Source organism: Mycobacterium sp. E2327 (genome assembly GCF_001672675.1).
In the GTDB taxonomy this organism is placed as follows: Bacteria; Actinomycetota; Actinomycetes; order Mycobacteriales; family Mycobacteriaceae; genus Mycobacterium.
The window spans coordinates 1-13,803 of sequence record NZ_LZKE01000076.1 but is presented as its reverse complement, the minus strand read 5'-3'; the positions used below and the strand labels follow the sequence as shown (position 1 = coordinate 13,803).

Here is a 13,803-nt window from a genome sequence, read left to right as displayed (position 1 = left end):
CCCCGCGCCAAGGCGGATCGCCGAACAAGGATCGCTGGAAATCCAGGCCTACGACGAAGTGTGCTTTCCCGGGCTAGCGGCCGAATGGGCGAAATTTGATGGTCGGCGGCCCTTTGTCGGCACGCTGACAATGGAATCACCGACGGATGCCGATGAAGAGGTGGCGTCGTGGATTGCCGCGGGAACTCCGCCGATTTTTTTCGGGTTTGGCAGCATACCAGTCGAATCTGCCGCCGACACGATCGCCATGATCGGCGCAGCCTGCGCGCGGATAGGAGAGCGGGCGCTGATTTGTGCCGCCGCGACCGACTTCAGCAAGGGCCCCCATTTCGAGCACGTCAAGGTGGTGGGCGCGATGAATTACGCGACAATCTTTCCGGCCTGTCGGGCAGTCGTGCATCACGGCGGCGCGGGCACCACGGCCGCAAGCTTGCGCGCGGGAGTCCCAACGTTGGTCCTGTGGATGGCAGACGTTCAGGGCATATGGGGAGCTGCGGTGAAACGGTTGAAAGTGGGCACCTCCCGGCGCTTTTCGACCGCTACCGAGAAGTCCTTGGTCGCGGACCTGCGGACTATCCTCGCTCCGCAATATGTCGCCCGGGCCCGCGAGATCTCCACTCGGATGACCAAACCAGCCCAAAGCGTTGCGGCCGCTGCTGATCTTGCGGAAAATTTCGCCCGCCTCAAGCGTGTCGGCTAATCGCCGACGGCGGACCATGGGGATGGCCGGCCGCCGGCCACGTCCGGCAGAGTGAACTCGGGGATGATAAGAGCGTTGACCGAGCGCGATTTCGCTTTGGGCGGCACTGTCGCGCTGATACCTATGGCCCTGCTCAGCCGCGGCAGCCTCCGCCCACAATACCCGTGGCGAACAACACCAAACCGCACCGCTCTGAGCCATCCTCGCCGCCTTGACGGCTGGTCGCACGCCGGCGGAGTTTGTGGGCCGATCAGCGGCGATCCGAGTTGGATGATGTGACCTCGGGGGACAGCAGGGCCGTCCGGGACAACAGGGCCGGATCGAGCAGGGGCCGTTTGGGGTAGTTCCCCCTTATCCACCCGCGCCGCCCACAGCTGATTCTGCCGAGCTGTCCCAAGGTTACCGTCACTACCCCGGGTTACCGCCCAGGCCATTTTGCGCGCTTCCGGTACCCGTGGTAGTTGCCATACCACCGGCCCCACCGGCACCGCCGGGGGTGCCGCCGTTGCCGCCCTTGCCGCCGGCGGCGGTAGCCGAAGAGGAGCTGTTTTGGATAACCGCGCCGCCACCAGCCCCACCGGCGCCGCCCGCGCCGCCGGTGCCGCTGGTTCCGTCCGCTCCGGCGCCACCGGTGGCGTTGCCCGTTCCGAAGCTCGTCGCAGTACCACCTGCGCCGCCACCGCCGCCGTTAAATCCGGTGCCGCCAACTCCGGCAGTACCGCCGGTGACGTTTCCGTTTCCTTTAGTACTCGCGTCACCGCCGGCCCCACCCGTTCCCCCGGTGCCAGCGGCGTTCCCCGCGGTGCCGCCCGCTCCGCCGGTGCCGCCGACGACGTTAAGTGTGGAGTTGGTAGATGTGATTGCTGCGGTTCCGCCGGTGCCGCCGGTGCCGCCGGTGCCGGTGGTGGCGGTGCCGCCGTCGCCGCCCGTGCCGGCTGTGACGGTTCCTGTTCCGTTGGTGTTGGCAAAGCCACCGGCCCCACCGGCGCCACCGGAGGTGCCGTTACCGCCGTTGCCACCGTGGCCGCCGGCGGCGGCAGCCGAAGAGGAAGTGCTAGTAATAACCGCGCCTCCGCCTTTTCCGCCGGTTCCGCCGGTGCCGGTGGTGGCGGTGCCGCCGTTGCCGCCCGTGCCGGCTGTGACGGTTCCTGTTCCGTTGGTGTTGGCAAAGCCACCGGCCCCACCGGCGCCACCGGAGGTGCCGTTACCGCCGTTGCCACCGTGGCCGCCGGCGGCGGCAGCCGAAGAGGAAGTGCTAGTAATAACCGCGCCTCCGCCTTTTCCGCCGGTTCCGCCGGTGCCGGTGGTGGCGGTGCCGCCGTTGCCGCCCGTGCCGGCTGTGACGGTTCCTGTTCCGTTGGTGTTGGCAAAGCCACCGGCCCCACCGGCGCCACCGGAGGTGCCGTTACCGCCGTTGCCACCGTGGCCGCCGGCGGCAGCAGCGGAAGAGGAAGTGCTAGTAATAACCGCACCGCCACCGTCTCCACCGGTCCCACCGAGGCCATTGCTGGCGGTGCCGCCGTTGCCGCCCGCGCCGGCTGTGACGGTTCCTGTTCCGTTGGTGTTGGCAAAGCCACCGGCCCCACCAGCACCCCCGAAGGTGCCGTCCCCGCCGTCGCCACCGTGGCCGCCGATGGCGGCAGCCGAAGAAGAACTGATAGTGACAGCCGCGCCGCCACCGGCCCCACCGGCACCACCGGCACCACCGGAGGTGCCGCTCCCGCCGTTCCCGCCGTGGCCGCCCGCGCCGGCTGTGACGGTTCCCGTTCCGGCCGTGGTGGCTGCACCACCGGCCCCACCGGCGCCACCGGCTCCGCCGGTGCCGCTGGTTCCGTCCGCGCCGGCGCCACCGGTGACGTTTCCGGTTCCATAACCCACCGCACTACCACCTGCGCCGCCACCGCCGCCGTTAAATCCGGTGCCGCCAACGCCGGCACTACCGCCGGTGACGTTTCCGTTTCCTCTAGTAATCGCCTCACCGCCGGCCCCACCCGTTCCCCCGGTGCCAGCGGCGTTCCCCGCGGCGCCGCCCGCTCCGCCGGTGCCGCCGACGGCGTTAACGGTTGAGTTGGTAGATGTGATTGCCGCGATTCCGCCAGCTCCGCCGGTGCCGCCGGTGCCGGTGGTGGCGGCGCCGCCGTCGCCGCCCTTGCCGGCTGTGACTGTTCCTGTTCCGTTCGTGGCGGCTTCACCACCGGCCCCACCGGCACCACCGGAGGCGCCGTTCCCGCCGTTGCCACCATTGCCGCCGACGGTAGCAGCCGAAGAGGAAGTGCTAGTGGCAGCAACGACGCCACCGGCCCCACCGGCCCCGCCGGTGCCAGTGGTGGCGGTGCCACCGTTGCCGCCCGCGCCGCCTGTGGCGTTTCCCGTTCCGGCTGTGGCGGCTTCACCACCGGCCCCACCGGCGCCACCGGAGGCGCCGTTTCCGCCGTTGCCACCATTGCCGCCGACGGCGGCAGCCGACGAGGAAGTTACCGCGACACCGCCGTCGCCGCCTTTGCCGCCGTTGCCGCTGCCAGCGGAGGAGCCGCCGTCGCCGCCTTTGCCTCCCTGCAAACCGGCGGTGCCGCCGTCGCCGCCGTTGCCGCCGTTACCGCTGCCTACGGCGTTGCCACCGTGGCCGCCATTGCCTCCCTGCAAACCGGCGGTGCCGCCGTTGCCGCCGTTGCCGCCGTTGCCGCTGCCGGTGGCGGTGCCGCCATTGCCACCGTTACCGGCGTTGCCGCTGCTGACGCCGTTGCCGCCGTTACCGCCGTTACCGCCGTTACCGCTGCCAGCGCCACTGCCGCCGTCGCCGCCATTGCCTGCCTGTGAGCCGGCGGTGCCGCCGTTGCCGCCGTTACCGCCATTACCATTGCCAACGGCGTTGCCGCCGTCGCCGCCGTTACCGGCAATGCCCGCAAGCGAACCGGCCGTGCCGCCCGTGCCGTTGGAGCCGGCGCTGCCCAGCAAACCGCCAGAGCCACCTGCGCCGCCGGATCCGGCACTACCCACGGCACCGCCGGCGCCGCCATCACCGCCGTTACCGCCGGTGCCGTTGTTCACGTTGATATCGCCGGCCGCGCCGGCGCCGCCGGTGCCGCCGGTGCCGCCATTGGCGCCGGATCCGCCCTGGCCGCCGTGCCCGCCGGTGCCCAACACCCCGATGCCAGCGCCGCCGGCGCCACCGGTCCCGCCAGCCCCGCCCGCGCCGCCACTTGCGCCGGTAGCGCCGGTGGCGCCGGTGGCGCCAATGCCGCCGGCCGCGCCGTTCCCGGCGTTACCACCAGGCCCGCCGGCTCCCATGAACAGCTGCTCGCTAGCGCCGCCGGCCCCGCCGTTACCGCCGGCACCACCTGCCTGACCGGGCCCGCCGGCGCCGCCGTTACCGCCATTACCACCGGCTCCGCCGTAGCCGCCGCCCAGCAGTCCACTCACACCGCCGGCCCCGCCGTTGCCACCTGCCTGACCGGCCCCACCGGATCCGCCATTCCCGCCGTTGCCGCCGTGGCCGAAAAAGCCCGCCGACCCGCCGTTACCGCCGTTTTGCCCGGTCCCCGGCGCCCCGTCCGCGCCGTTGCCACCGTTGCCCCACAAGATCCCGCCGTTGCCGCCATTGCCGCCTGGCGTGGCGGCGTTGGCGCCGTCGCCGATTAGCGGACGCCCGGTCAGCGCCTCGGTGGTCGCGTTGACCGCCGCCAGCGCGTCCTGCAACGGCGAAGCATTGGCCGCCTCCGCGGCCGCATAGGCGCCCCCCGCGTTATTCAACGCCCGCACGAACTCTCCACGAAACGCGTCTGCCTGCGCACTTAGCGCCTGAAAGTCGCGCGCATAGGTGCCGAACAACTTCGCGATCGCCGCCGACACCTCATCCTGGGCCGCAGCCGCCAGCGACGTCGTCGAAGGCGCCGCCACTAGAGTGGCCGCCCTGATCGCTTCCCCGATCCCGGCAAGATCCGACGATGCTGCGGCCAGCACCTGCGGCGTTGCGATCACATACGACGACATAAGCGGCCCCGATTACAAACGCGACTTGACCTCAACGAGCCTTTGAGGACAGCGCCCTACACTACACACGTCCAATTGAAGTTGAACCCTATTTGAGAATTTGCTTCGATTCAATACTTTTGGGCCGAATGAACTAGTGCGACTAGACAGTCGGTCTGATCGGGCTGGCCGCCGTAACGGGCCGGCCCCCGAGGCGATGCATCGGCGAGAGTCGGCTGGCCGCGACGCGTGCCGAGAAGGTCACCGCGAAACCGAAGGAGCCGGGTTCCGCTCAAAATGCCTGGAACGACGGGTATCGTCTGTCTTCGTGATCGAGCTGGATGGCATAGCGAAGACGTTCGACGGGGCAATTAATGCACTGCAGGACGTCAACTTTTCAGTTCCGACGGGGTCGGTTTGCGCTCTGCTCGGTCATAACGGCGCGGGTAAGACGACCGCGATCAAGATCCTGTCAACGTTGCTGCGGCCCACCTCGGGCCAAGCAGTTGTGGCCGGGTACGACGTCGTCCGCGAACCGGCACAGGTACGGGCAAGCATTGGGAGCATCGGACAGTTCGCTGCGCTCGATTTTGAGCTCACCGGCCGGGAGAACATGGTGTTGTTCGGCCGGCTGCGGGGAATGCGGCGCAAGCATGCGCGGCTGCGAGCCGACGCTTTGATCCATCAATTCGATATGTCGCACGCCGCCGACCGGCAGGTGCGAACCTATTCGGGTGGCATGTTGCGCCGCATCGATATCGCCGCAGGACTGATGGTTACGCCGAAAGTGCTTTTCCTTGACGAGCCGACAACCGGGTTGGACCCGCGCAGTCGCCGCGATGTGTGGAGCCTGGTGTCGTCGCTGTCGGCCCAGGGCGTCACAATCCTGCTAACGACGCAATATCTTGAAGAAGCCGACGTGCTCAGCGATTCGATCGTGGTTCTGGACAAAGGTCGTATTATTGCCAACGGGACCGCCGAAGACCTCAAGCGCCGCGTGGGACTGGGCTACTGCACGGTCAGTCCGGTAAATCCGGCCGACCTCTCCAAGATCTTCGCCGCGGTTGCCGATCTGGCCGGCGCCGAAGCCGATTGCGAGGCGAACACCGTCTCGGTGCGCTCGCCCGACGGTGTCGCGACGCTCAGTGAGGTGTTCCGCAGGGTGGACCGGCTTGGCGTTGAACTTGTCGACATAGCGCTGCGCAAGCCGTCCTTGGACGAAGCGTTTCTGCACCTCACGGAGACCGTCACCACGTGACCGCACTTGCTGCTCTGACCGAGCGCGTCGTGCACGACGCACTGCGCAACGACCTGCCGTTCGCCGCCCTGTCGCCCGCCGCTAACTTCCTTGTCTTCAACTTCATGCTGGGCAGTGTGATCGACACCGGAGGCATGAGCTACCCGCAGTACGTCCTGCCGGTTGTCGTCATCCAGGTGATCTTTCTTGGCGCGCTGACGACCGTTGACCGTGCTGCCCATGACGAGCGGACCGACTTCGCGGATCGGCTCCGCACCCTTCCCATCTCCGCGGTAACACCTCTGATGGCTCGTATGTCTTATTGTCTCTTCCGCGGCGCCATCGGCCTGCTTGCCACGGTGGTGGTCGGGTACGTCTTCGGCTTCCGAATGTTCGGCGGACTCGTCTATCTGGCGGCCTTCGCTGTTCTGGTCCTCATGTTGACGCTGGCCTTATCGCTCGCCGCCGACGCAGCCGGGATTCTTTCCGTAACCTGGGGAGGCGGGACCGCGGGCGGCGGAGGGTTCACTCAGTTGCTGCTGGTTCCCCAAATGCTGCTGGTGATGCTGTCCACTGGGATGGCGCCGGCCGACTCGTTTCCCGACTGGCTGCATCCGTTCGTACGGAACCAACCTGTTTCGCAGGTGACGCAAACCCTGCGTGGGCTTGCCGGCGGACATATCGTGGTGAGCAATCTGGCGACCAGTTTGGCCTGGTGCCTCGGGCTGCTGGTGGTATTCGGCGCGCTCGCGGTGCGAATACAGAGGCGGCGCCCGCAATGAGCGCCAACGCACTGCCGCGGAGTTCACTGGCCGCCGAAAGTCTACTGTTGGCAAACCAGCTACTCACTCGGTGGCGGCGCCAGCCCGCGCTGCTAATCCAGGGTTTGGTGTTACCGACCTTTCTGCTGATTGCCTACAAACTGCTGGTTGGCAAGTCGATTATCAGAATCACCGGCACTGACAGTCTCTATAGCCTGGTGCCGATGTGTGCCGTGGCCGGTGCGATGTTCGGGGCGCTGGCAGCCGGCCGCACCATTTCCTTCGAACGCGACGCCGGTCTGATCGGAAGACTGTGGGTGTTTCCCGTACACCGGGCCAGCGCCCTGACCGGTCGGCTTCTCGCCGAAGCTGCACGCACGCTCGGGAGTTCCGCGCTCATCACAGCGGTCGGTGTTGCGCTCGGGCTTCGCTTCGGACGCGGCTGGCTCGCTGTGATCCCGTTCATACTGGTGCCGGTGCTGGTGGTGGCCCCCTTCTCAATGGCAGTCATAGCGATCGCGGTGCGGGCCAAGAGCGGTGCCATGCTCGTCTGGCTGGGGGTGCCGTCCACCGGCGCGGTGTTCGCCAGCTCTGGTGTAGTTCCAATTCAAACGCTGCCATCGTCGGTGCGGCTCGAGATACGCCTCAATCCGATGTGGCCGACGATTGAGTCGATGCGGGGACTCGCCCACGGCGGTCCCGTGCTGTGGCCGCTCCTGCTGACCGTTATATGGGCTGTTGGTCTGGCCGCAGTGCTCGTGCCGCTGGCCGTGCGCGGTTATCGCGCCGCCGCCGAATCCCCGCACTGACACTTGTTACTCACCCTCATCCACGGCGCCATACGACAACTGAAAGGTTGGAATTTCCGCGATGAGAGTTGTGCTGGCATGTTATGGAACTCGCGGCGATGTGGAGCCCTCGCTTGCCATCGGCCGTGAGCTGTTGCGCAGAGGACACGACGTACGCGTAGCTGTCACTCCCGGTCTGGTTGGCTTCGCCGAGGCGGCTGGGCTTGCGGCGGTCGCTTTCGGACCGGACTTTAAGTCCTTCGACGACACGCAACGCAACCTGTTGCCCGCGAACAATTTTCGCATCCTCTTGCAGATCCCGCGGCTTATCAGTTTGACGCGAGAAGCTCGCGCGCTCCTCACGGAGACCTGGGAAAAGACGAGCACCATTCTGACGCCCATGGTGGAGGGGGCTGACCTTCTAGTCACCCACCAGCATCTCGAGGAAATGGCCCTGAACATCGCGGAGTACTACGACATTCCCTTGGCCACGGTGCATGTCACCCCGAGACGGGCCAACCGCCAGATGCGCTCCGCCACCTCGCTCAATGAGTGGCGGCACTACCGGGGAATGTTTAAAGACATCGAGAACGCGCAGCGCCGTGAGCTGGGCCTGCCGAAGGCGACAACGCCGTCGCGGTGGCGGATCACAAGACGTGGATCGCTGGAAATCCAGGCGTACGACGAGGCCGGCTTTCCCGGCCTCGCCGCCGAATGGGCGAGATTCGACGGGCAACGGCCCTTTGTGGGCACGCTGACGCTAGAAATGTCGACCGACGCCGATGACGAGATTGCGACATGGATTGCCACAGGAACACCGCCGATTTACTTCGGGTTTGGCGGCACACCGGTCCAATCTCCGCGCGACACGATCGCAATGATCGCGGCGGCCTGTGCGCAGTTAGGGCAGCGGGCACTAGTTTGCGCCGCCGCCTCTGACTTTAGCGATGTCCCGCAGTTCGAGCACGTTAAAATAGTGGGCGCGATGAATTTCGCGACTATCTTTCCCCTCTGCCGCGCGCTCGTTCACCAGGGCGGCTCCAGCACCACGCCCATCGGCCTGCGCGCCGGAGTGCCCACATTGGTTCTTTGGACGTGGCCCGACCAGGCTCTTTGGGGAACTCAGCTCACAAGACTCAAGGCGGGCGCCGGCCGAAGTTTCTCTACCGTGACCGAAGAATCGCTGGTCGCGGACCTGCGCCAGATTCTTGCCCCTGAATACGCCGCTCGAGCCCGCGAGCTCTCAACACGGATGACCAAACCGGCCGAAAGCGTTGTCAACGCCGCAGATCTACTGGAAAAATTCGTCCGCTTGAAGCGTTTCGGCTAGCTAATCGAGACTAATCGATAAGGCGCTGTGCGGCGGCGTGTTTCACTCCGTACCCGAACCGCGTCCGTCAATAAATGACGAGGCAGTCCCCCAGTTGCGGATCAGGGATCCGTAGGGCGCTTGTGTCCAGCCGAATTTCTTCTCTCGCGCCTCGTCATGCGTGTAGTCATTTGGTAATTCCTGCTCGTATGCCTCGATGGCTTCATACGGTCCCGGTACCCACATAGGAAGAACGGGGTGTCCCGTTGAGCATCGAGTCTTCCACTAAGAGGTAGTCGCCCGCGGAGAGCAGCGGCCGCAATAGTTTCATCTCGTTCAGCATGTGATCCATTGAGTGATCGCTGTCTAGGATGGCGAAAATCTTGCCGGGAAACTCATTTTGGAGACTTTGCATGGGCTCGACAATAGCCGGCACGGTGGAGACGATTCGACCAATAAGACATCGGGATCGCTTCGCGCTGCCGGCTCAAAAAATAGTGGGAGACGTCCACGAAAAGCGCCTTGAATGGTTCGCCGATCTGCCTCATGACTTTGGCGAAATATAAAGCTGAGCCAGCATGATTTGTGCCGGACTCGATAACAAAAGAGGGCTTCAGTTCAAACAGGATCTCTTGCTAATTCCAAACATCACCCACCACCGAATTCTGGCAGTCGACGCTCATCCAAGTAGTCGTCTTCCATACGTCAGTGTTAACGTGCCACTTGTGATACTCGAAGGCTTCGGAGCCCGCTGGCTGATAAAATTAATTGAGATAATAAATCCGAATAACACCGTCAGCTTTTTTGCGAGAGGCGCCGGCAGAAATGCCCCATAGTTAGCTCCGTGCGATGCGTTCCGGGCTTCAATTCAGGCCGAGAATGGCGGTGATGTCGTCGTCGTGACGGACACGCTGGAAGCGTTCCGCTGTTTCTACTGCGCCGAAGGCAAGTTTGCGTCGAAGCTCTTCGTCGGATTCGAGCGCCATTAGGTTGGCGGCGAGGGTGTTCGAGTCCCCGGGGGGGCTGAGCAGTCCGTTGACTCCCGCGTCGATGATCTCCGGGGTGGCCCCGGCATTCGTCCCGCACACCGGCAGTCCTGCTCGCATCGCCTCCACGGTGACGCGGCCGAAACCCTCGCATTGGCTGCACATCAGGCCGACGTGGGCGGCGGACCAGAAGGGTGCGAGGTCGTCGGTTGGTCCGTGAATGGTCACGAGCTCCTCGACGCCGAGGCGTCGGGCAAGCTTGCGAAGTGGTGCCTGGCTGCCGGCGCCGACTAAGGTCAGCTCGATGTCGACGCCGGCCTTGCGGGCACGCGCGACGGCCTGGACTGCGAGCTGTTGTCCCTTGGCGGGGGAAAAGCGGCCCGCGAGAACGACGCGCAGGGGCTCGCCTGGGTGTCGCTCGGGGGGTGTGCCGAGGGGTGTGTCGACGACCGGATAGACGATGTGAGTCGCCATCGTCGGGTCGATCTCCAGGAGCGTCCTTTCGATCGCGTGTGAACTGCAGATCACCGACTCCGACAGCCGGCCGATGAGACGCATTGACCTGCGGTAGCCGAACAGGAACCGAAGCTGGAAGTCGTCTCGGCCGAACTCGCTGACCATCCAGTAATGGGTGATGCCGAGCAGTTTGGCGGCGATTGCGTGAGCAGCAACGGTTAACGTGTTGGTGAACACGATCGTCGGACGCAGTCGATTGAGCAGCAACACTGCGCGCACGGTGTCTATCAGGAGAAGCGCGCCGACGATCGCCGTACCGAGGGGCAGAACGAGCACGCCAACAAGGGCCTCGATGAATGGCACGCGCAGTCGCCCGCGCCACCCCTCGCCATACATCCACCACCCAATCCGGGCAACCTCGGTCCGGACACCGTGGCGCGTGCACTCCGCTTCCATGGCGCCCTTCTGCGGGTAGACGGCGACCAGGTCCAGGTCTGGCCGCCTTTCCCGGAGCGCCACGACCACGTCACGAAATCCGACCGCGCCGCCTCCGCCGCTGAAATCAGCACTGGGTGAGACCAGCACCAACCGGGTCGGTCGTTTTGGAGCGGCCCCGTCATGTGATTGGGAAGGACGTCGGCCCCGGATTGCCATTGTGCAGACTCTTTCAGTTCGCCGAGCAGGTTACGCTTTGGGGCCTGGGCCGTCTCGGTAACATACTCCGATTGAACCAGTGTTGCGCCACGTCTCACGAAAGTTGTTCCGGGCCTGGCGGCGAGGACCGTACCGGAGAGCCAGCCGTCGACCCCGCAGGAGAATAGGTCCGGACAACACGGGGCCAGTCGTGGTCCATACCGGGTGGTCAGGTGGCGAAGTGCGCCTGGTTGACGTGCGCGGCCACCCGCAACGCGTTGGCCGCGACCGTCAAACTGGGATTCAAACCGGCGCTGGACGGAAAGAAGGAGGCGTCGACCACGTAGAGGTTGTCCGCTTCGTGTGCCCTGTTGTATGGGTCGAGCACGCTGGTTTTGGGATCGGTACCGAAGCGGCACGTGCCGCAAACATGGCCCAGGGTCGAGTTATTCGCGCCGGTGCGCAGTGTGAGCGTGCGAAACGGCTTCAACACCTCTTTTATCTGGCGGATGAACACTTTGCGGCGTTCGATCTCACTGGCATGTAAACGATATTGAAGCCGCAGCCGTTGGCGGTCGTCCGCGCCGGGTCGGTCACTGGCCAGGACGCGGTTGTCCAGATACGGCAGGTCTTCCAACATCGGGGCCAGCACCAGCCCACCGTTGAAGAAGCGATCGTAGATCGGTCGCACCGCAGGGCTCATCATGCGCAGTATCTTTGGCTGCCAGCCGGGTTGGTTGGTGAACATGTTCATGGATGCCAAATTGGCCATTGCGCCGGCCGACTGTAAGGTGCCGTATTTCTGCCCCTCCCAGAAATAGAAGTCGTTGAGCCCGACTTCCTTGTTTTCGGCCGTGATCTTGCAGCCGCGTTCCGGCCAGACTTCGATCCAATCCATCAGATGGCGCATCAGGTTGCGGCCCACTAGGTCGGAGCCGTTGGCCAGTCCGCGCGGCCACGTGCCCGACCGGGAGTTGAGCAACAGTACCGGGGTGGCCAACGCACCGGCGGCAAGCACCACCACTTTGGCTTTGAGGCCCAGCATGTCGGAGTGGCGCTGGGCGATTACCTGCTGGACGTGGGTGCGGTCGGCCTCGAGGCGCAGCACCCGGCATTCGTCGAGTAGGTGGGCGCCGTGCTCGGCCACGGCGGGCAGGACGGCATTGCGGCCGGCGTCGTTTTTGCACGATTGCGGACAAAGGTGGGCCTGGCAGGTGGTACACCCGTCGGTGTAATCGCAGGCCATCGGGAGGTGATAGGGGTGCAGTCCACGCTCGGCCAGGTGGTTGACCAGCGGCTGGTTGTCGGTCGAAAACGGCGGTGCGGCGGGCAGATTCACGTGGGCGGCTTCTGGGCGCAGTGGGTCGGGTGCGCCGCGCACCCCGAGCATTTTTTCGGCCTCGGCATACCAGGGACTCAGCTGGTCGTAGGTGATCGGCCAGGCCTCGGGCACGGTGGAGTCGCCCGGGTCGCGGAAGTTTTGGCGGGGCGTGAAATCTTGTACGAAGAATCGTTCGCAGACCATGCCGTACAGGGCCGAGGAGCCGCCGGTGCCGCTGCCGATGAACGGCACGAAACGCTTCGAGCGCCGGCCGCTGATGTCTTCGATCTCGTCGGTGGTGCGTCCGGCGCGGGCCAAGGCGTCGTAGTAAGTTTCTTCGGAACGGTAGGCCTGTGGCTCGGCCAGTTCGGGCATCGCCGCGCGGATCGTGCCGGGTGTCCCGGGCAGTGTCGAGCGTCCCTTTTCGACGAACAGCACCCGCCGGCCCGAGCGGGCCAGCGAGTAGCCCAGCATCCCGCCGCCCATGCCGGCGCCTACGACAATTACGTCCCACAGCACCCGCTTGGCCTCGCGTGCGCTCAGTTCGCCGTCAGCCAAATCGAGCTCCTCAGTGGATGATGGCCCAACGCGTGGCCCGGGCGAAACGCGATGGTACCACCCGTTTGCTACGGACCCGGCTGGGTAAGTTCCTCGACCAGCTATCGGACAGGAGCTTCGATCCGTCCGGGTAACCTCAGCTCAACTGCTAGCATCCCGTCCGTGTCTGGAGGCAAGGCGGCGGTGCGGATCGGCATCCTGGGGGCAGCGCGCATCGCACCGGCGGTGCTCATCAGACCCGCTCGGGAAAACGCTGAGGTCGTGGTGGCCGCGGTGGCCGCACGCGAAGCGTCCCGCGCTCAAGCCTTTGCCGCAAAATATGGTATCGCCAGGGTTCACGACAGCTACGAGGCGCTGATCGCCGACACCGACCTCGATGCTATCTATATTCCGCTGCCAACGGCCTTGCACGGCCGGTGGACCCGCGCTGCGCTGACCGCGGGCAAACACGTGCTGTGTGAAAAGCCGTTCACTGCCAATGCTGCCGAGGCCCGCGAGGTGGCCGAGCTGGCCGCCAAATCAGACCGGGTGGTGATGGAGGCATTTCACTTCCGGTATCACCCGTTTGCTTCGCGCGTTGAGGAAATCATTGCCTCGGGAGAGCTGGGCACGCTGCAGCGAGTCGAGGCGCACTGGAGCTTCTGGATGCCGAAGTCGTCGCACAACCGCTACAACTACTCCCTCGCCGGTGGCGCGCTAATGGACCTCGGCTGTTATGCGGTTGCGTTGGTGCGCACGTTCGGCGGTTCGACGCCGGAAGTCGTTTCGGCGCAAGCGAAGTTGCGCAGCCCTCAGGTGGACCGGACCATGACGGCCGAGTTGCGGTTCGCCGGTGGGCACACCGGCCGGGTCCACTGCTCGATGTGGTCGACCGATCTACCGCGGCTCACCGCGAGGGTGGTCGGCGACCGTGGTGAGCTGCGGCTAAATCCGCTGATCCCTTTCCAGCGGTTCTCGGTCCGATCAACTACCGGAAAGCGTGTGGAGAGGTTCGGGGTGCGCCCCACATATGCGTACCAGCTTGACGCTTTTGCTGCCGCGGTGCTGCGCGGCGAGCCAGTGAAGACGACGCCGGAAGACGCGGC

General features: G+C 65.4%; 9 protein-coding genes and 1 pseudogene. 6 read left to right on the top strand and 4 right to left on the bottom strand.

The annotated features are described in order from the left end of the window. A partial coding sequence (locus A5712_RS31300; RefSeq protein ID WP_369830375.1) for a glycosyltransferase occupies nucleotides 1-700 on the top strand: 700 nt, incomplete at its 5' end. 408 nt (nucleotides 701-1,108) lie between these two features. Here the strand turns inward: A5712_RS31300 and A5712_RS32455 are convergent. Further along, complete coding sequence (locus A5712_RS32455; RefSeq protein WP_068103705.1) at nucleotides 1,109-4,690, bottom strand: PE family protein; 3,582 nt, start codon at nucleotides 4,688-4,690, stop codon at nucleotides 1,109-1,111. Nucleotides 4,691-4,997: 307 nt separating this feature from the next. Here A5712_RS32455 and A5712_RS09045 point away from each other — a divergent pair, with 307 nt between their 5' ends. From A5712_RS09045 to A5712_RS09030, 4 genes are all read left to right on the top strand, one after another. Beyond that, nucleotides 4,998-5,927, top strand: a complete 930-nt coding sequence (locus A5712_RS09045; protein ID WP_068103703.1) for a daunorubicin/doxorubicin resistance ABC transporter ATP-binding protein DrrA — start codon at nucleotides 4,998-5,000, stop codon at nucleotides 5,925-5,927. Continuing rightward, nucleotides 5,924-6,688, top strand: a complete 765-nt coding sequence (locus tag A5712_RS31860; protein ID WP_068103701.1) for an ABC transporter permease — start codon at nucleotides 5,924-5,926, stop codon at nucleotides 6,686-6,688. Before A5712_RS09045 ends, A5712_RS31860 begins: the two co-directional genes overlap by 4 nt. Beyond that, nucleotides 6,685-7,476 carry an ABC transporter permease gene (locus A5712_RS31855; RefSeq protein ID WP_068103699.1) on the top strand — a complete coding sequence of 264 codons (792 nt, stop codon included), beginning with the start codon at nucleotides 6,685-6,687 and terminating at the stop codon, nucleotides 7,474-7,476. Before A5712_RS31860 ends, A5712_RS31855 begins: the two co-directional genes overlap by 4 nt. A 61-nt stretch (nucleotides 7,477-7,537) precedes the next feature. Further along, nucleotides 7,538-8,785: a glycosyltransferase gene (locus tag A5712_RS09030; protein ID WP_068103697.1), complete on the top strand. Its 1,248-nt coding sequence runs from the start codon at nucleotides 7,538-7,540 to the stop codon at nucleotides 8,783-8,785. Nucleotides 8,786-8,827: 42 nt separating this feature from the next. Here A5712_RS09030 and A5712_RS09025 read toward each other — a convergent pair. From A5712_RS09025 to A5712_RS09015, 3 genes and pseudogenes are all read right to left on the bottom strand, one after another. Then, nucleotides 8,828-9,525: pseudogene (locus A5712_RS09025) on the bottom strand (CmcI family methyltransferase); the annotation flags it as partial. A 102-nt stretch (nucleotides 9,526-9,627) separates the two neighbouring features. After that, entirely contained in the window at nucleotides 9,628-10,791 is a 1,164-nt protein-coding gene (locus A5712_RS09020) for a glycosyltransferase (RefSeq protein WP_197519348.1), read from the bottom strand. Nucleotides 10,792-11,068: 277 nt separating this feature from the next. After that, on the bottom strand, nucleotides 11,069-12,679 hold the full coding sequence (locus A5712_RS09015; RefSeq protein ID WP_255404399.1) for a GMC oxidoreductase: 1,611 nt from the start codon (nucleotides 12,677-12,679) through the stop codon (nucleotides 11,069-11,071). Between the two features lie 201 nt (nucleotides 12,680-12,880). Here A5712_RS09015 and A5712_RS09010 point away from each other — a divergent pair. Then, nucleotides 12,881-13,803: Gfo/Idh/MocA family protein (locus tag A5712_RS09010; protein WP_068103707.1), on the top strand; the 923-nt coding region annotated here is incomplete at its 3' end.

Coding starts and splice junctions, on each gene's coding strand:
- A5712_RS32455 (WP_068103705.1), bottom strand. CDS start 4,690: ATGTCGTCGTATGTGATCGCAACGCCGCAGGTGCTGGCCGCAGCATCG.
- A5712_RS31855 (WP_068103699.1), top strand. CDS start 6,685: ATGAGCGCCAACGCACTGCCGCGGAGTTCACTGGCCGCCGAAAGTCTA.
- A5712_RS09030 (WP_068103697.1), top strand. CDS start 7,538: ATGAGAGTTGTGCTGGCATGTTATGGAACTCGCGGCGATGTGGAGCCC.